The sequence below is a fragment of the Nitratiruptor tergarcus DSM 16512 genome, assembly GCF_027946175.1.
Lineage (GTDB): Bacteria > Campylobacterota > Campylobacteria > Campylobacterales > Nitratiruptoraceae > Nitratiruptor > Nitratiruptor tergarcus.
Genome location: NZ_AP026671.1, coordinates 1172485 through 1191099 on the forward strand (window position 1 = coordinate 1172485; position 18615 = coordinate 1191099).

The following is an 18615-nucleotide window of genomic DNA, read 5'->3' on the forward strand; positions in this document are numbered from 1 at the left end:
TCTTATCAATGCTCTTTAATATAGGCTTTTTCTCCATGAATTGCTTCATCAAGCCCCTCTATCTCATCATCGCGGCTTACACGAAGTCCAATAGTTTTATCAACAATTTTGAATATTACATAACTCAAAATTATAGTATAGATACCAACAACTAACAGTGCAAGCAACTCTTTGCCCAAAAGTCCAGCTCCACCGCCATACATTAGTCCATTTGCACCACCAATATCTTCTTTGGCAAAAATTCCAAGCAAAATAGCACCTAGCATTCCCCCAACACCATGCACACCAAAAACATCAAGACTATCGTCATATTTGAATCTATTTTTGAGATATACTACTGCCCAAAAACAGACAACTGCTGCAGCAACACCAATAACTATCCCACCAAAAACATCAACAAAGCCAGAAGCTGGAGTTATTGTAGCAAGTCCTGCAATTATCCCAGTAAAAAGACCAAGGCTTGTAGGTTTTTTAAACTTGATCCACTCTAACACCATCCAAACTATTCCTCCAACAATTGCTGCAAGGGTTGTTACCAATGCTGCACTCACAGCTTGTGCATTCATCGCTAACGCACTTCCTCCATTAAATCCAAACCAACCAAACCACAAAAGCCCGGTACCAATAGCCACAAGAGGCAAAGATGAAGGAAGCATAATAGGCTCTTTACGCTTACCAAGAATGATTGCTCCCACCAATGCGGCAAGTCCACTTGTTTCATGAATGACAATACCGCCCGCAAAATCGAGCACACCAATATCACCTAGCCATCCACCGCCCCAGATCCAGTGAGCCACTGGAAAATAGACAATAGTTGACCAAAGAAGAGAAATGAGCATCCATGCACCAAACTTCATTCTCTCCACAAATGCTCCAGCCATAAGTGCTGTTGCAATTGCCGCAAATGTCATCTGAAAAAAGATAAAAAGGTAATGGTAAAGATTTGGTGCTGCAGGCGCTGCATCACTAGGTTTGATAGAGTTGAGGAAAAAATATTGTAAATTCCCAATAAAACCACCAATATCTGGTGCAAAAACTAATGAATAGCCATATACAATCCATACCAAACTCACTATCCCAAATGCTACCATCACCATCATAATGGTATTGAGTATACTTTTGACTTTGGTAAGTCCACCATAAAAGAGTGCTAACGCTGGGACACTCATGAGGAGTACAAAAGCTGTGGAAACTAGTATCCATACATTATCAGCAACTACAATCTTGTCCATATTCTTCCTTTGATATAAAAATATTTAATTAAATTGCCTCTTCATCCTCTTCGCCAGTTCTAATACGAATAACTTTTTCAATATCACTCACAAATACTTTTCCATCTCCAATTTTTCCTGTACGTGCACTATTAACGATTGCTTGGATAACTTGCTCTACGTTATCGGCTGCAACTACTACTTCGATTTTTACTTTTGGCAAGAAGTCTACTACATATTCAGCCCCTCTATAGAGCTCAGTATGCCCTTGCTGACGTCCATACCCCTTGACCTCTGTAATAGTCATTCCGGTAATTCCAATCTCTGTTAATGCCTCTTTCACATCTTCTAGTTTAAAAGGCTTAATTACTGCCTCAATCTTTTTCATAAAAAACTCCTCTTTTTGTTTTTTTTATTGTAAAAAAATTAGTCTTTAATAATCATAAGAATAGCAATTCAAACAAAGCTTTTTTCCTAACTACACTTAAAAATGATGTTAGAACTTTTTTGGATATTTGAAAACTCGGCTGTTTAAAAAGAAAAATTTTTAAAAAGTCTCATTTTATGGGTTATTTGCCTATTAGAGCCGATTTTAAGGGGATTTTTGGCAACAAGATGTAATAATACTCACTTCACTCACATAAACGCCTCGCCATGCGAGCCTAAAAAAGCCGAGCATAAAGATAAATCGAAAACTTAATATAAGGCAGTTATTAACTTTTTGTATCGAAGCGAAAATATATAAGTATACTTTATGATAAAAACCAAGCAGAACAAATTTAAATTTGTTAACTTGTGAACTTACCTATAAAAATTTAAAAAAGCTTATTCAAAATTTTTAAAAGATTTTCAATCTCACTAAAAATAGCATAACCTACAACTTAAACTCCTCCTCTATATCTTTTGCCAAAGCAAAACCTTTGAAAGTTAAACTCTCATCATTTACATACTGCTCCTGCTTCAACTCCTTTAAAAGTCTTTTACCCTCTTTAAGAGTAAAAAGATGTGAATTTTCTAGCATCAAAAGAATATCTTTGAAACTCTCATCCTCTTTTTTCTTAGCAAGTGCGAGAAGCAAAACTTTTTTGTTAATATCCATTTTAATTCCTTTATTATTGTAAAAAAGCTATAATATCCAAAATTTTTTATAGAGGAAAATATGGCGGATCTGTTCGAAAATAATCAAGACATTCAAGAGATCGATATAGAAGAATCGGTCAAGAGTAGCTACCTTGACTACTCTATGAGCGTCATCATAGGCCGTGCTCTGCCTGATGCAAGAGATGGCCTCAAACCGGTTCATAGACGTATCCTCTATGCTATGAATGAACTTGGTCTCACAAGCCGCGCAGCATACAAAAAGAGTGCAAGAATCGTAGGGGATGTAATAGGTAAATACCATCCTCACGGCGATAGCGCAGTCTATGAAGCACTTGTGCGCATGGCGCAGCCTTTTTCTATGCGCTTACCACTTGTTGATGGTCAGGGAAACTTCGGCTCCATTGATGGTGATAGCCCCGCTGCGATGCGTTATACAGAAGCGCGCATGACGAGCCTTGCTGAAGAGCTCTTGCGCGATATTGACAAAGATACGGTCGATTTCGTACCAAACTACGATGATACGCTCACTGAGCCTGACGTACTTCCTACACGCGTACCAAATCTTTTGCTCAACGGCTCAAGTGGTATCGCAGTAGGTATGGCTACAAACATCCCTCCCCATAGACTCGATGAACTTGTTGATGCCCTTTTAGTTATCTTAGATAATCCTCAAGCAGAACTTGCAGAAGTTATGGAGGTACTCCAGGGGCCAGATTTTCCTACAGGCGGTACTATTTTTGGAAAACAGGGTATTCTCAACTCCTATAAAACTGGCCGTGGTCGCATAAAGGTGCGTGCAAAGACACATATTGAAAAACTCAAATCTCGCGAAGTAATTGTTATTGATGAACTTCCTTATCAAGTCAACAAAGCACGCCTCATTGAGCAAATCGCTCAATTGGTGAAAGAAAAACAGATTGAAGGTATCAGTGAAATACGTGATGAGAGTGATAGAGAGGGTATTCGCGTAGTGATTGAGCTTAAAAAAGATGTTATGAGCGAAATTGTGCTTAATAACCTTTTCAAATCCACACAGATGGAAGTAACTTTTGGAATCATTTTACTTGCAATTATCAATAAAGAGCCAAAAGTTTTCACACTTTTAGAGCTTTTACACCTTTTCCTCAATCACCGCCGTACCATCGTTATTCGCCGCACTATTTATGAGCTCGAAAAAGCAAAAGCTAGAGCCCATATCCTCGAAGGCCTTCTCAAAGCTCTCGATAACATCGATGAAGTAATCGCAACAATTAAAGCCAGTGAAGATACGCCAACAGCACGCGTAAATTTGGTAGAGAAATTTGATCTCACTGAGATCCAAGCAAATGCTATTTTAGATATGAAACTCCAGCGCCTTACGGGGCTTGAGCGAGAAAAGCTTGAAAATGAATATAAAGAGCTTATGGAGCGCATAGCATATTTGCAAAGTATTTTGCGCAGTGAAGAGAAGCTCAACGAAATTATCAAAGAGGAGCTTATTGAAGTTAAAGAGAAATTCTCTACTCCTCGCCTTACAGAAATTATCGAAGACTACAATGAAATTGATATCGAAGACTTAATTCCAAATGAGCCGATGGTTGTAACTATTACACATCGCGGCTATATCAAACGCGTACCACTCAAACAGTATGAGAAACAAAAGCGAGGTGGCAAAGGAAAAACTGCTATAACAACATATGAAGATGATTTTATTGAAGACTTTTTCATCTCCAATACGCACGATACACTCATGTTTGTTACTGATCGTGGGCAGCTCTATTGGCTTAAAGTCTACAAGATCCCAGAAGCTGGTCGTACAGCTAAAGGTAAAGCAGTTGTCAACCTCTTGCAACTCGAGCCTGATGAGAAAATCATGGCAATTATCCCAACTACAGATTTCAGTGAAGATAAATCACTGGCGTTCTTTACCAAAAACGGTATCGTTAAGCGAACAAACTTAGCTGAATTTAGCAATATTAGAAGCAAAGGTGTACGAGCTATTACTCTTGATGACGATGATGAACTGGTTACCGCAAAAATTGTTAAACCTAAGACAAAATGGCTCTTTATCATTACAAAAAAAGGGATGTGCATCCGTTTTCCGGTAAATGATGTAAGGGAAATGGGACGAAGTGCAAGAGGTGTCACAGGTATTCGCTTCAAGTATGAAAGCGATTGTGTCGTTGGAGCAGAAACTATTCGTAGTGAAGAGCAAGAACTCTTGACTGTGAGTGAAAGAGGTATCGGAAAGAGAACCGAGGCGAGTGAATATCGTGAGCAGAGCCGTGGTGGCAAGGGTGTGATTGCTATGAAGCTTACACCAAAAACAGGTGATGTTGTAGGTGTAGTCACAGTAGAAGCAAATAAAGATCTCATGGTACTCACATCTAGTGGCAAGATGATTCGTGTAGATATGGAAAGTATCCGCAAAGCTGGCCGCAATACAAGTGGTGTGATGATAGTACGCCTCGAAAAAGGCGATAAAGTAATAAGCATTGCAAAATGTCCTAAAGAGGAAGAGGAGGAAGAAATTGAGGAAATTTAATGTTGCAGTAGTAGGTGTTACAGGTGCAGTGGGCGAAGAGATGCTACGCGTTATGGAAGAGGTAGATTTTCCCGTAGCAAAGCTTGTACCACTAGCTAGCAAGCGTAGTGCTGGAAGCAGTGTAGAGTACAAAGGCAAAGAGTACACAGTACAAGAGCTTACAGAAGATATTTTTGAAAAAGAGGATATAGAAATCGCTCTTTTTAGTGCTGGTGGTAGCGTCTCAGCCCATTACGCTCCCTATGCGGCTGAAGCAGGCGCAGTAGTAATAGATAATACAAGCCATTTTCGTATGGACCCAGAAGTACCTCTTGTGGTACCTGAAGTAAACCCTGAAGATATTGCAGCATGGAAGACAAAAGGGATCATTGCAAATCCAAACTGCTCAACTATTCAAATGGTACAAGCGCTCAAACCTTTAGATGAGAAATTTGGCATTACAAGAGTTGATGTTGCTACTTACCAAGCAACTAGTGGAGCTGGCAAGAGTGCAATGGATGAGATGGTCAACCAGATGAAAGATTTTTTCAATTTCAAGCTTGATGAGAGTGAGAAGAAAAAATTCCCTCACCAAATAGCTCTCAATGTCATCCCGCAAATTGATAAATTCTTGGATAATGGCTACACAAAAGAAGAGATGAAAATGGTCAATGAGACTAAAAAAATTATGCACAAAAACATCGAAGTAAGTGCTACATGTGTACGCGTACCGGTGCTGCGTGGCCATAGTGAAGCTGTAACTGTATGGTGTGAAAAAGATATCACACCTGAAGCTGCAAAAGAAGCTCTCTATAATGGTAAAAATATTGTAGTTATGGATGAGCCGCAAAAGAGCATCTATCCTATGCCAATAACTGTCGTAGACAAAAATGAAACATACGTTGGACGTATTCGCAAAGATGTCTATCGTGATAATGTATTGCATATGTGGGTAGTAGCTGATAACCTCCGAGTGGGTGCAGCAACAAACGCTGTGAGAATCGCTCTTAAATGGATAGAGATGGAGAGTGCATGAAGTATTTAGAAAATGCATTTGAATGGCTTTTATGGGAGGGAAGACTCTTTATTCTCCTCGCTGTCATATTTGGGATGCTTGGAGCACTTATACTCTTTGTAGTGGCAAGTATCGATATTTACCATGTAGCTCACTATACCTATGAGGCACTGAGCAGTGCACACCACCCGCCAAATTTTCATGAAAAGATTGTTGGCGAGATTATTGGTGCAGTCGATCTCTATCTTATTGCAGTAGTTATGCTTCTTTTTAGTTTTGGCTTGTATGAGCTTTTTATCTCAAAAATAGATCCTGCTGAAGCAAGTGAGTCAAGTGGAATACTAAAAATAAAAAGCCTTGATCAACTTAAAGATAAACTTGCTAAAGTAATTGTTATGGTTCTTATAGTGAGTTTTTTTAAACGAGTTATCAATATGGAGTATCATGGAGCATTGGAGATGCTCTATTTTGCTCTCTCTATTCTTGCATTGGGATTAGCTCTTTACTTTATGCATAAAGGCGCAGAACAACACTAAGGATTATGTATGGTTTTCATTGATGCATGTTTTCGTAAAAAAACCCCCTACACTCCCATCTGGATGATGCGTCAAGCTGGACGCTATCTGCCAGAATATATGGAGGTACGCAACAAAGCTGGAAATTTTTTAACGCTTTGCAAAAATCCCGCAATGGCTGCTGAAGTAACCCTCCAGCCAGTTGAGATTTTAGATGTAGACGCTGCTATTTTATTTAGTGATATACTTGTTATTCCACTTGAAATGGGAATGGATCTACGCTTTGAAAAAGGTGAAGGACCAATTTTTAGCGATCCTATACGTACACTAGAAGATCTTGAACGTCTCTACGACTATCCAGAAGAGAGACTTACATATGTGTATGATACGATTAAAATAGTGAGAGAAAAACTCCCAAAAGATAAAGCCCTCATCGGCTTTAGTGGAGCACCATGGACTTTGGCTACATACATGGTAGAAGGAAGCGGCTCCAAAACCTATGCCACTATCAAAAAGCTTATCTATACAGATCCAGAATTTATGCATGCCCTCATGATTAAAATTACAGAAGCTGTCAAAGCATATCTTGTCAAGCAGATTGAAGCCGGCGTTAATGCAGTGCAGGTCTTTGATAGTTGGGCAAGTGCACTGGAAAAAGAGAAATATTTTGAGTTTGGCTGGGACTATATGGTAGATATCGCAGAATTCCTCAAAGAGCGCTATCCCCATATCCCTGTGATTCTCTTTCCAAAAGGCATTGCAGGATATTTAGATGGTATTTATGGAAAGTTTGATGTCTTTGGTGTTGACTGGGGCACACCTATAGATTTAGCAAAAGAAAAACTTGGTGAAAAATATGTCCTCCAAGGCAATATGGAGCCAACAAGACTCTACTCCAAAGAAGCCACAAAAGAGGGAGTAGAAAAGATCATAGAGGTAATGGGAGCCAAACCTGGTCATATCTTCAACCTCGGTCATGGAATGTTACCAGATCTTCCCGTAGAAAATGCCAAATATCTCGTAGAACTTGTTCACGATTTGACACGCAGATGAGTATTATCTTTGGTCCTGTTAATTCCAGGAGATTTGGTCTCTCTCTTGGAATTGATCTCTCACCATCACAAAAGTCTTGCACTTTTGACTGTTTGTATTGCGAGCTAGAGCCTGCAAAACCGGTAGATACTATTATAAATCCACCAAGTGTAGAAGAGGTTATCAAAGAAACACAAAAAGCTTTGAAAGAGTTTCCCGATGTGGATGTCATCACAATAACAGCAAATGGAGAACCAACCCTCTACCCTCACCTTGATGAACTTGTGGATGAACTGGGTAAAATCAAAAAAGATAAAAAGCTCCTCATCCTCTCAAACGCTAGTCGCATAGATGAGCCAGCTATACAACAAACTTTGAGAAAATTCGATATCGTCAAGCTCTCACTCGATAGCGCCAATCAAAAGACATTCAAAAAAATTGATCGGCCTTTAAAAGGCATTAATGTTGATAACATCATAAAAGGAATGATCGGCTTTCGTAAGATTTATACTGGATTTCTCGTTATTGAGATATTAGTAGTAAAAGGCATCAACGATAAGCCACAAGAGTTTGAGGCACTCAATGAAGTACTCCAACAAATAAAGCCCGATCGCATCGATATCGGCACAATCGACCGCCCACCAGCATACAAAGTTGAGCCAGTAAGCTACGAAAAACTTTTTGAACTATCAAAAAAGATTAAAAACCTTCCAGTTACAATTGTCTCACGAAAAAAAGAGAAAAAGTATCACTTACATCTAAACAAACAAGAACTTATCGAACTTCTTGCTCATAGACCACTTACGCAAGAAGATGTTGACACACTTTTTGATCAAACCACCAAAAACTTAGTAAATGAACTCCTACAAACTCACCAACTTCAAGAAAAAAAAGTCGGTAATGTAACATTTTTGGAAATCATCCAGAAAAAATAGAGTATTTTTCAAACTTCACTATTTTTATCTTTTTAAGATATGCAATATAACTTTCTAGCACCACCGGATATTTTGATAACAATTATCATTTTAAGAAAAGAGAAAGGTATTTTGTTTTAGAATTTTAATAATGATTATCATAATTAAAAGGAGATGAGATGACTGTAGGAAAAACACATAAAAAAGCAAAAAAAATTCTTTTAGAAGCATTTTCTATCTATATAAAAGCAAAAGTTGGAGGCAACTAATGAACAAAAAATTCATAGTAGCAACTATACTTGCTTGTCATACAACACTTTCTCCCTCCCTTTTTGCTCAAGTTATTCCTGGTATCAACTCAAAAGGTGGTGCTATGGTAGTTCCAGAAGGCAAACTTAAAATGGCTATGAAACATATCTACTTTCAGCGAAAACATATGTTCGATGGCTCACATGAAGTTACTAATAAAGAAAACTTAGATGCTACAGCAAATATAACACTCATGGTATTTCGTTATGGAATTGTCAACAATGGTGACATTCGGCTAATGATTCCCTATAAACGCATAGACGCTACAGCAAAATTAGGACCAAACAATGTAGCTATCGATAACAGTGGCATTGGGGATATTGCGATAATTGGAAAATATGTTCTGTTACCAATGAAACAATATGGCTATCAAGTAGCTGTTGAAGCCGGAGTAAAATTTCCTACGGGAAAGACAGACAAAGGGTTCAAAAAAGCTCCTCCTTTTGCACAAAATATTGCTACTCCACTACCCACACAACCTGGAACAGGCGGAGCTGAATACAAATTTGGACTTGGATTTTCAAAAATATTGAGCAATACTTGGAGAGTAGATGCTCATACAATGTATACTTATCGTCCAAAAGCAAAACATGACTATGACTTTGGGAATGAAATTACATTTGATATAGGAACTACAAAAGCGATAACAAAAAATATCAATATAGGACTTGAATACAATTTCAAGTATAATTCTAAAACCAATATGGGTAATGATACAAATCCAATCCTTCGCTCAAAACTGCCTTTCAAAGCATTTAGTGGAAGTGCTGGATATATCACACCGCAAATCGAATTTTTACCATTTGATAAACCAAAACTGCATATAGGAGTAGGTGTAAGTTTTTTAGCGCACTATAATCTTAAAGAGTATCAACCGCTTGAAAAGAGACGAGTAGTACTTCGAATTGGATATCTATTTTGAAAGGAAGAAATATGTTGAAAAAGATTGTTTTATTTCTTGCAACTTTATTAATTGTCAGCGCCAATGCGGCTAAACTGGATAAAATCGTCATTGCAGGACCTTCTGCAAATGTCTCTCATCCGATTTTTCATATGATTGAAAGCGGTGCTCTGAAAAAATATGCAAAAAAGATCGAGTTTCGCCTTTGGAAAAACCCTGATCAGCTAAGGGCTATGATTATCAATAAAGAGGTCGATTTTGTTGCGGTACCAACCAATGTTGCATCCATTCTTTATAACAAAAATCAGCCAATTAAACTGCTCAATGTCTCTATTTGGGGGATTTTGCATATTTTAGTCCGGGATAAAAACATCAACTCCCTTGAAAAACTCAAAGGCAAATCTTTGCTTGTTCCTTGGCGAGGCGACATGCCAGATATTGTTCTTAGAGCCATTATGAAGCAAAAAAAATTAAGCAACAAAGATATCCATCTCATTTACGTTTCCAATCCAATGGATGCAGCAAGCCAGCTTATTATGAGACGACAAGACAATGCCCTCTTGCCAGAACCAGCGACATCAATGGTGCTAAGAAAAACCCACTCTTTTCCAGTTAGTATCGTTGCACCTGAGCTTTATAGGGGTATTGATTTGCAACAAGAGTGGGGAAAAGCTTTTCATACAGAAGCTAAAATTCCACAAGCCGGGATGGCGGTTGTAGGAAAAATGAGAGAAAATAGAGATATTATAGAAGCCTTTGAAAAAGCATATGAAGAAGCAATGCAGCGGTATAAAAACCATCCAAAAGAGGCTGGTAAACTGGTAGTAAAATATGTAAAGATGTTTACGCCTGAAGCTGTAGCAGACTCCATTAGCCATGTAAAAATGCAAGTAGTTTCGGCAAAAGAAGCGAAAAAAGATATAGAATTTTTCTTTGAAAAACTCAAAGAGCAAAGTCCAAAGATTATTGGTGGGAAACTTCCTGATGAGGAGTTTTACTACTGATGGACGCACTTAAAAAAATCATCAAAGATTTTCCCAAATTTTTATGGAGCGGCTGGGGCTCCATAGCTGCGATTTTTCTTTTTATTGCCGCTTGGGATGTGGGCAATCAGATCTATGGGGATATGATTTTGCCCTCCCCTTTGCAAAGCTTTCAAAGTGTATTGGAGCTTTTTAAGGACAAAGAGTTTTTGGATAATCTCTCTATTACCATCGATAGAGTCATTGTCGGATTTGGACTTTCCCTTTCTATTGGAACAATTCTTGGATTGATAGCTGGTTTTTTTGTTACAGCTTCTGTTGCAAGCCGACCGATTATCACAATCTTAATGGGAATGCCACCGATTGCCTGGATTGTTTTGGCGATGATCTGGTTTGGTATGGGTGATATGACGGTAGAGTTTACCGTATTTGTAGCTTCCATGCCTATTGTCTTTATCGGAGCATTACAGGGCACCAGGACATTGGAGGATAAATTTGAAGAGATGGCAGATACCTTTAAAGTACCAAAGCTGATGAAATTTACCGATATTTATCTGCCTCACATCTTCTCTTATATCTTTCCAGCCTGGGTTAGCGCTCTTGGAATGGCTTGGAAGATTGTTGTAATGGCTGAGCTTTTGGCTACAAGTGACGGAATTGGCGCAGCTTTGGCGATGGCTAGAAGTCAGCTCGATACAAAAACAGCTCTTGCACTTGTTGTCATTATGATTGCTCTTTTAATGATTGTAGAGTATGTATTTTTAGAACCTATTAAAAAAGAAGTAGAAAAATGGCGCGATTAAAGGTAGAGCATCTGACATTTTCCTTTGGATATAAAACAATTCTTGAGGATATCAGTTTTGAGATACATGAAGGAGAAGTAGTTTCTGTTGTAGGTCCTAGTGGCGGAGGAAAAACGACACTTCTTAGGCTTTGTGCCGGTCTTTTGGATAGACAGGAAGGAACAATTGAAAACAGCTTCAAAACCCAGTCAATCGCCTTTCAAGATCCAAGACTACTGCCATGGAAAAATGTGCTTGACAATATCGCTTTTGGCTTGAAAGCTCAAGGGGTATCTAAGAAAGAGCGCATCAAAAGAGCACAAGAGATTGCACTACAATTTGATTTGGAAGAAGATGATTTTGAAAAGTTTCCAAAAGAGCTTAGTGGCGGAATGAGTCAAAGAGTCTCATTTGCCAGAGCCCTTGTTACACAACCAGAGCTTCTATTTTTAGATGAGCCGTTTTCAGCTTTGGATATTGGCCTCAAAAGAGAGCTACAAAACCATTTGATTGAACTCATTACAAAAAAAGAGATTACAATCTTTTTTATTACACACGATTTGATGGAAGCGGTGAGACTGAGTGACAAGATTTTTGTGCTTGAGCCAGATCCAGGTAGAATCGTAAAAACCTTTACACTCGATATTCCTCAAAGCAAAAGAGATGATAGCTATGTTTACAGCGAAACTGCAAAACTGTTAAAAGATCCTTATATTATAGAAACGTTTGAACTGGAGTAAATATGGCAGCTACAAAACATTATGAATCATACCCAAAAGGAGAATTTCCAATATATCTTGCTTATGGATTTCGCCCGGCATTTCTCCTGATGCCTCCTTATATGATTCTTTCCATCATTCTTTGGGTACTTTACTACAACGGCTACATTGCTTTGCCATTTATTGGCGATGGTATAAGCTGGCACATTTATGAGATGCTTTTTGGAGTTGGATTTTTGGGAATGGCTGCCTTTATTCTCACAGGAGCTCCCGAGCTTTTTCCTGGAACGGTTCCGATCGTTGGCAAAAAACTGGCTGCTCTTTTTGGGCTTTGGATTGTAGGAAGAGTTACTTTTTGGATGATGGGAGTTATTGGAGTCTATCCGGCAGCCATTGTCAATATCATTCTTTTTGCATGGCTTACGATATTGGTAGCAAAACCGATCTTCAAAGACCCAGCAAAACGCCATGTCAGTATCGCTTACACTTTCATAGCTGTGCAGATTATGCAAATCTGGTTTTTTTTAAGTGTTGCTGGAGTCGTCACAACAAATTCATTGGATATTTTAAAAGTAAGTCTCGGAGTGTTTTTAGTTCTTATCATCCTTGCAATTCGCAGAGTCAATACTGAAGCAGTCAATGAGATTTTGGAGCATGAAGGGTATGAAGAGATCTTTTTTGCAAGACCTCCGGCATATAACTTAACAATTTTTATGATTGCTCTTTTTAGCGCACTTGAGTTTTTCTTCCCGCAAAACAGAGCCTTAGGCTGGGTAGCTTTAGGCACAGCTAGTGCAGCTTTGGCGATTTTAAATGATTTTATCAACTATGAAGAGACAAATATACTATTTAAAAAGCTCATTTTCTCACTTGAGCTTATTCCAATTCTAATAGCTCTTGGCTATGGGCTCATTGGATATAATTACTTAAGTGGAATGAAGCTATTTAATGGAGATCTTTTACATATGCTTACAACCGGTGCTTGGACACTTTCGTTTTATGTAGTTATGATTGTTGTTACGATTGTCCATACAGGAAGAGATATCGCTAAAGAAAGGGATGTTTTTATCTGTTTAGGCACTTTATCGATAGTAATTGCGGCAATCTTTAGAAGTGCTGTTGCCTTTTATCATGAGTATTCTCAAATGCTCTATCTACTTTCTGCAATTATTTGGATACTGCCTTTCATTATTTATATGATACGTTATTTTAAATGGTTGATTACTCCACGGGCAGACGGACTGCCGGGATAAATTCAAAAGTTCTTTTAAAAATATCTATTCAAGAGAAGACCAATTTTTTTGATGAAAGAGAGCTTTAGAAGAAGTAGATAAAAAACCCTGAGATGAATGCACACAATGAGAGATTTAATAGAACCATCCAAGAACAGTTTATCAATTACCATGAAGATCTACTCTTTACAGACTTAGATGCATTCAATAAAAAATTAGCCCAATGGCTTATCGATTACAATACGAAAATACCTCACTATTCACTTAATTTAATCTTGGGTACAATACCTTCTTGAAAATCACAATGAGTGCCATATGCATTGGACTTATACAAACTCTCTATAAAAATTTTGCTGTCATTTCTCATGGGTAGACTTCTACATCCTTCTTTTTCTCACTAAAGAGTTCATTCAATCCCTTCAGGGGTATCAATTAAAATTACAAACAAACGTGTACACTATCGTTAGTCCTAAGATTCAATGTAATTTTACAATTTTCTACAAAATGATCTTATGTTTGCATTTTCTATGAGACAAAGAGTTTATGCATAATTTTAAACAAGTCTATTAGGCAATATCTAAAGATGCAATGGAAGTTGAACTTGATAAACTCCAAGAGAAATGCGACTAATTCATCTCATCTCAATTTTGCATACTCTCTATTTCAATCTTCTTAAATGAAGCTGGATATTGCGATTCAAACCCAGTGAAATAGTCGCCAAATAACATATCAAGAAGATCAAAAAATCAAAAAATGTATAGCAAGCCAGAGGCTCACTGGCTTGGGCATGTACCCCATACTGGCTGCAGATCATCTCTGCCTTCAAATGCTGCGCGAGTATCAAAATTCCTAGGTTTTTGCGGGATTTTACTCGCGCACCAGTTATGGATATTTTGGTTGAAACTTTCAGCATAGAAAAACATATAATCCATATTTGCCACATTAGATGTATCCCAATCTCCTATTGGTTGATTGAAGCTTGAAGCTCTGAAAAACATATAACTCATATCCTTAACATTGGATGTGTCCCAGTTACCTATTGGTTGATTGAAGTTTTCAGCACAATAAAACATATTACGCATATTTGTCACACTAGATGTATCCCAATCCCCAATTGGCTGATTGAATTTCACAGCATTGTAAAACATACTATTCATATACTTAACATTGGATGTATTCCAACCCCCTATTGGTTGATTGAATTTCACAGCATTGGAAAACATATTAGACATTTTTATTACATTGGATGTGTCCCATTTGCCTATTGGTTGATTGAATTTCGAAGCATAGAAAAACATATTACTCATGTCCGTTACATTGGATGTGTTCCAATCTCCTATTGGCTGGTTGAAACTTGTAGCATATTCAAACATACCTGCCATATTTGTCACATTGGATGTATCCCAATTTCCGATTGGCTGATTGAAGCTCACGGCATTATAAAACATACTATCCATATTAGTCACATTGGATATATCCCAATTGTCAATTGGCTGATTAAATTCCACAGCATTATAAAACATCAAACGCATATCCGTCACATTGGATGTATCCCATTTTCCTATTGGTTGATTAAAATTGACTGCATCACGGAAAAGATTGCTCATATCTGTTACTTTGGACGTGCAGATATGCTCATAATCATCACTCTTGGGATCCATGTTTTTTAGCATTGTGTTATCTACTACTTTATATGTGACGCCATTGATTTTAAATGTATCCCCTGGAGAGAGGGAATTACATTTAATTGTCTTAATAGTTGCAAGATTAACAGTTTTCTCTTGATTTGGAGTAGTTATCACTAATATAGTTTGTGGCTGGGTAGAGCCTAGATGAAGTGTATGATCACTTACAGATGCTTTAAAAGATGCAGAGAGGTTTGTCCATCTAAAGTAACCGTTTTGATCGAGCCCTTCTAATTTATAGAGGCCATTAGTTCCTCTTGGATTATATATCCAGTCATATGCTCCCGAGCCATAGTGAACGAAGTAACCATCTATTGGATAGTTAGCTTTTTTACCTACTTGATTTATTATATTTTCACTGGGAGCACCAAAGAGTGTAGAAGCCAGGAGGAGAGAAGAAAGTGCAAGGCGTTTCATGGTGTATCCTTTTTGTGTGAAAAATGATCAAAAAGCCCAGCAAGCCAAAAGGCTCACTGGCTTGGACATGTACCCCATACTGGCTGGAGATCATCTCTGCCTTCAAATGCTGCGCCGGTATCGAACAGGGTTGGTTTTTGAGGGATTTTACTCACGCACCAGTTATGGATGTTTTGGTTAAAACTTTCGGCATGGTAAAACATATAATTCATATTCGTAACATTAGATGTATTCCAATCCCCGATTGGCTGATTGAAGCTTGTAGCACCATAAAACATGCTACCCATATATTTAACATTCGATGTATTCCAATTTCCTATTGGCTGGTTGAAGCTTGTAGCATCCCTAAACATACTATACATATTCGTCACTTTTGACGTATCCCAGTTACCGATTGGCTGATTGAAGCTTTTAGCACCCCAAAACATACCATACATACTTGTTACTTTTGATGTGTTCCAATTTCCTATTGGCTGGTTGAAGCTTGTAGCATTATAAAACATATAATTCATACTTGTCACTTTTGATGTATTCCAGTTGCCAATTGGCTGATTGAAGCTTGTGGCATTATAAAACATATAATTCATACTTGTCACTTTTGATGTATCCCATTGTCCAATTGGCTGATTGAAGCTTGTGGCATATTTAAACATATAACTCATATTCGTAACATTCGATGTATTCCAGTTGCCGATTGGCTGATTGAAGCTTGTGGCATATTCAAACATACTACTCATATTCGTCACTTTGGATGTATCCCATTCTCCTATTGGCTGATTAAAGCTTGTGGCATATTTAAACATACCATACATATTCGTCACATTGGATGTATCCCAATTGCTAATTGGCTGGTTGAATTTCACAGCACTCCAAAACATACTACTCATATCCGTCACATTTGATGTATCCCATTTACCTATTGGCTGGTTGAAATCTACAGCATCACGAAAAAGATCACTCATATTCGTTACTTTGGATGTACAGATATGCTCATAATCATCACTTTTTGGATCCATGTTTTTTAGCATTGTATTATCTACTACTTTATATCTAACGCCATTGATTTTAAATGTATCTCCTGGAGAGAGGGAATTACATTTAATTGTCTTAATAGTTGCAAGATTAACATTTACCTCTTGATTTGGAGTAGTTATCTCCAAGATAGTTTGTGGCTGGGTAGAGCTTAGATGAAGTGTATGATCACTTACAGATGCTTTAAAAGATGCAGAGAGGTTTGTCCATCTAAAGTAACCGTTTTGATCGAGCCCTTCTAATTTATAGAGGCCATTAGTCCCTCTTGGATTATATATCCAGTCATATGCTCCCGAGCCATAGTGAACGAAGTAGCCATCTATTGGATAGTTAGCTTTTTTACCTACTTGGTTTATTATATTTTCACTGGGAGCACCAAAGAGTGTAGAAGCCAGGAGGAGAGAAGAAAGTGCAAGGCGTTTCATGGTGTATCCTTTTTGTGGTGTTGAGTATTATTCTTTTATACTCTATTTCGAGCTTCTTATATAAAACTGAAACGCAAAAAGAAATGATTCATAAAAATATCAATAAGACAATTTCTCTATTTTTTGATACAGCTTTACTTATTTGACCGACAATGCTATGTCTGCAATACCAAAGAGAGTGAAAAGCAATGAGACAACCACGCTTTATCACAACTCTTTTAATAAATTCTTATAATTATTATTGCTCATACATACTTAAAGTTTTATCAAAAGTGTACACTAAAATTTGCAATTTTGAGGTAGATTTCTCGGTATAAGAAAACAAAAAAGGAGAAGTATATCCATAAAAAATGATAGTAAAATTTTCAGAAGACTCTTAACCAGATTTTTGCCTGAAGAGTAACCACTTCTTTTGATGATGAAACGGACAAAGGATCAGTTGATGCAAATTGAGGCAGAGCAAAAAAATGTAGTTGAAAATAAGAGCATAACAGTAATGGAAAAAGCTATTTCGACAGATACCTGGTAAGGCTACAATAAATGGTACAAAGAAATAAACTATAACCAAGAAAATAGGAAAGAGAAAGAAATGGCCAGAGGGGGGCAAAATAAAAAGTATCCAGAGGAATTTAAACAGATAGCAATTGAGCTGGCAATAGCTAGTGACAAACCAATAACGTAGATAGCCAAAGAGCCTGCATAAGTTCAAACACATATGGCACTCCGAGAGGGAGAGTGAGGAGTGCAAATCAAATACACGTTGCCAGGGCTCAAAGGATATAAAAGATTAGAGAGGATATACTACAATTCGCTTATGATAAGCGAAGAGGCAAAAAGAAGAAAAAAGATATTGGAGTTTTGGGAAAAATATGGACTAGCAGCAACAACTGAAGCTTTTGGAGTAAGCAGAAGAACACTCTTTCGATGGAAAAAGAGTTTCAATGATGCAGATGGCGATATAAAAGCCTTAAATCCAAAATCACGAAGACCAAAAAGAGTAAGAGAGTCAAAAGTTCCAATAGAAGTTATTAAAGAGATAAAACGATTAAGAAAAGCATATCCCAACATCGGCAAAGCAAAACTCTACCACCTGCTTAAACCTTTTTGTGAAGAAAAAGAACTTAAAACTCCCTCGGAATCCACAATAGGAAGAATAATCGCAAAAGCACCAGATACAATGAGACTTTTTCCCTACCGCATCGATACAAAAGGAAAAGTGAAACCAAAAAAGAAGACACAAAAAAACAGAAAACCAAAAAACCTCAAATCTAAACCATTTGAACTCTGGGCAGTCGATACCATCCAAATAGTATCAAACGGTATAAAACGATATATCCTTACTATGATTGACCCACTCACACGTATTGCATTCGCAGTAGCAATTCCATCTAAAAGAGCAAAACATACTGCATATGCTCTTGAAGCTTTAATTGATGGAATAACCTCCATCAAACAAAAACGTAAACTTGCAATTCTTTCAGATAATGGCAGTGAATTTAAAAAAGAGTTTGATGCTCTGCTTGAACAAAAAGGCTTTACACACTACTGGACATATCCAAGGAGCCCTAAAATGAATGCACACAATGAAAGATTCAATAGAACAATTCAAGAACAATTTATTCAATACTATGAAGATTTACTCTTTACAGATTTGGATGAATTCAATAAAAAATTAGCAAAATGGCTCATCGATTACAATACCAAAATACCACACTCTTCTCTTAATTTTAAATCTCCGGTACAATACCTTCTTGAAAATCATTATGAGTGCCATATGTATTGGACTTATACAAACTCTTGACAAGCAAAAATTTTTTGCTTATAATTCTACTCACAAAT

16 protein-coding genes and 1 pseudogene are annotated in these 18615 nt (G+C 37.5%); 12 read left to right on the forward strand and 5 right to left on the reverse strand.

Annotation, left to right across the window (positions count from 1 at the left end):
* Positions 1–5: 5 nt before the first annotated feature.
* The 3 genes from NITER_RS06115 to NITER_RS06125 all read right to left on the reverse strand — a co-directional run bounded on the left by NITER_RS06115 (position 6) and on the right by NITER_RS06125 (position 2310).
* Positions 6–1232: an ammonium transporter gene (locus tag NITER_RS06115; protein ID WP_084275380.1), complete on the reverse strand. Its 1227-nt coding sequence runs from the start codon at positions 1230–1232 to the stop codon at positions 6–8.
* A gap of 28 nt (positions 1233–1260) precedes the next feature.
* Positions 1261–1599, reverse strand: coding sequence for a P-II family nitrogen regulator (locus tag NITER_RS06120; RefSeq protein WP_084275379.1), 339 nt, complete (start codon positions 1597–1599; stop codon positions 1261–1263).
* A gap of 486 nt (positions 1600–2085) precedes the next feature.
* Complete coding sequence (locus NITER_RS06125; RefSeq protein ID WP_084275378.1) at positions 2086–2310, reverse strand: hypothetical protein; 225 nt, start codon at positions 2308–2310, stop codon at positions 2086–2088.
* A 60-nt stretch (positions 2311–2370) separates the two neighbouring features.
* On the opposite strand from NITER_RS06125, the gene gyrA reads away from it, so the two are divergent.
* From gyrA to NITER_RS06180, 11 genes and pseudogenes are all read left to right on the forward strand, one after another.
* Entirely contained in the window at positions 2371–4836 is a 2466-nt protein-coding gene (gyrA, locus tag NITER_RS06130; protein WP_084275377.1) for a DNA topoisomerase (ATP-hydrolyzing) subunit A, read from the forward strand.
* On the forward strand, positions 4823–5851 hold the full coding sequence (locus NITER_RS06135) for an aspartate-semialdehyde dehydrogenase (RefSeq protein WP_084275376.1): 1029 nt from the start codon (positions 4823–4825) through the stop codon (positions 5849–5851). The genes gyrA and NITER_RS06135 overlap by 14 nt, the downstream gene beginning before the upstream one ends.
* Positions 5848–6366: a YqhA family protein gene (locus tag NITER_RS06140; protein ID WP_084275375.1), complete on the forward strand. Its 519-nt coding sequence runs from the start codon at positions 5848–5850 to the stop codon at positions 6364–6366. Before NITER_RS06135 ends, NITER_RS06140 begins: the two co-directional genes overlap by 4 nt.
* A 9-nt stretch (positions 6367–6375) precedes the next feature.
* A complete protein-coding gene (gene hemE / locus NITER_RS06145; RefSeq protein ID WP_084275374.1) occupies positions 6376–7398 on the forward strand; it encodes a uroporphyrinogen decarboxylase in 1023 nt (340 codons plus the stop codon).
* Entirely contained in the window at positions 7395–8312 is a 918-nt protein-coding gene (locus tag NITER_RS06150; RefSeq protein WP_084275373.1) for a radical SAM protein, read from the forward strand. Before hemE ends, NITER_RS06150 begins: the two co-directional genes overlap by 4 nt.
* 247 nt (positions 8313–8559) lie before the next feature.
* Positions 8560–9522, forward strand: coding sequence for a transporter (locus NITER_RS06155; protein ID WP_084275372.1), 963 nt, complete (start codon positions 8560–8562; stop codon positions 9520–9522).
* 11 nt (positions 9523–9533) lie between these two features.
* Complete coding sequence (locus NITER_RS06160; RefSeq protein WP_084275371.1) at positions 9534–10505, forward strand: ABC transporter substrate-binding protein; 972 nt, start codon at positions 9534–9536, stop codon at positions 10503–10505.
* Positions 10505–11287, forward strand: coding sequence for an ABC transporter permease (locus NITER_RS06165; protein ID WP_084275370.1), 783 nt, complete (start codon positions 10505–10507; stop codon positions 11285–11287). Before NITER_RS06160 ends, NITER_RS06165 begins: the two co-directional genes overlap by 1 nt.
* Positions 11275–12006 (forward strand): ABC transporter ATP-binding protein, encoded by a 732-nt coding sequence (locus NITER_RS06170; RefSeq protein WP_084275369.1) that lies wholly within the window; start codon positions 11275–11277, stop codon positions 12004–12006. Before NITER_RS06165 ends, NITER_RS06170 begins: the two co-directional genes overlap by 13 nt.
* A 2-nt stretch (positions 12007–12008) precedes the next feature.
* Complete coding sequence (locus tag NITER_RS06175) at positions 12009–13238, forward strand: NnrS family protein (RefSeq protein WP_084275368.1); 1230 nt, start codon at positions 12009–12011, stop codon at positions 13236–13238.
* Positions 13239–13318: 80 nt separating this feature from the next.
* Positions 13319–13562, forward strand: a pseudogene (locus tag NITER_RS06180) (integrase core domain-containing protein); the annotation flags it as partial.
* A 428-nt stretch (positions 13563–13990) separates the two neighbouring features.
* Here the strand turns inward: NITER_RS06180 and NITER_RS06185 are convergent.
* A complete protein-coding gene (locus NITER_RS06185; protein ID WP_084275366.1) occupies positions 13991–15319 on the reverse strand; it encodes a BspA family leucine-rich repeat surface protein in 1329 nt (442 codons plus the stop codon).
* 53 nt (positions 15320–15372) lie between these two features.
* Positions 15373–16776, reverse strand: coding sequence for a BspA family leucine-rich repeat surface protein (locus tag NITER_RS06190; protein ID WP_197685300.1), 1404 nt, complete (start codon positions 16774–16776; stop codon positions 15373–15375).
* 742 nt (positions 16777–17518) lie between these two features.
* Here NITER_RS06190 and NITER_RS06195 point away from each other — a divergent pair.
* Positions 17519–18577 (forward strand): integrase core domain-containing protein, encoded by a 1059-nt coding sequence (locus NITER_RS06195; RefSeq protein ID WP_281847485.1) that lies wholly within the window; start codon positions 17519–17521, stop codon positions 18575–18577.
* Positions 18578–18615 lie beyond the last annotated feature (38 nt).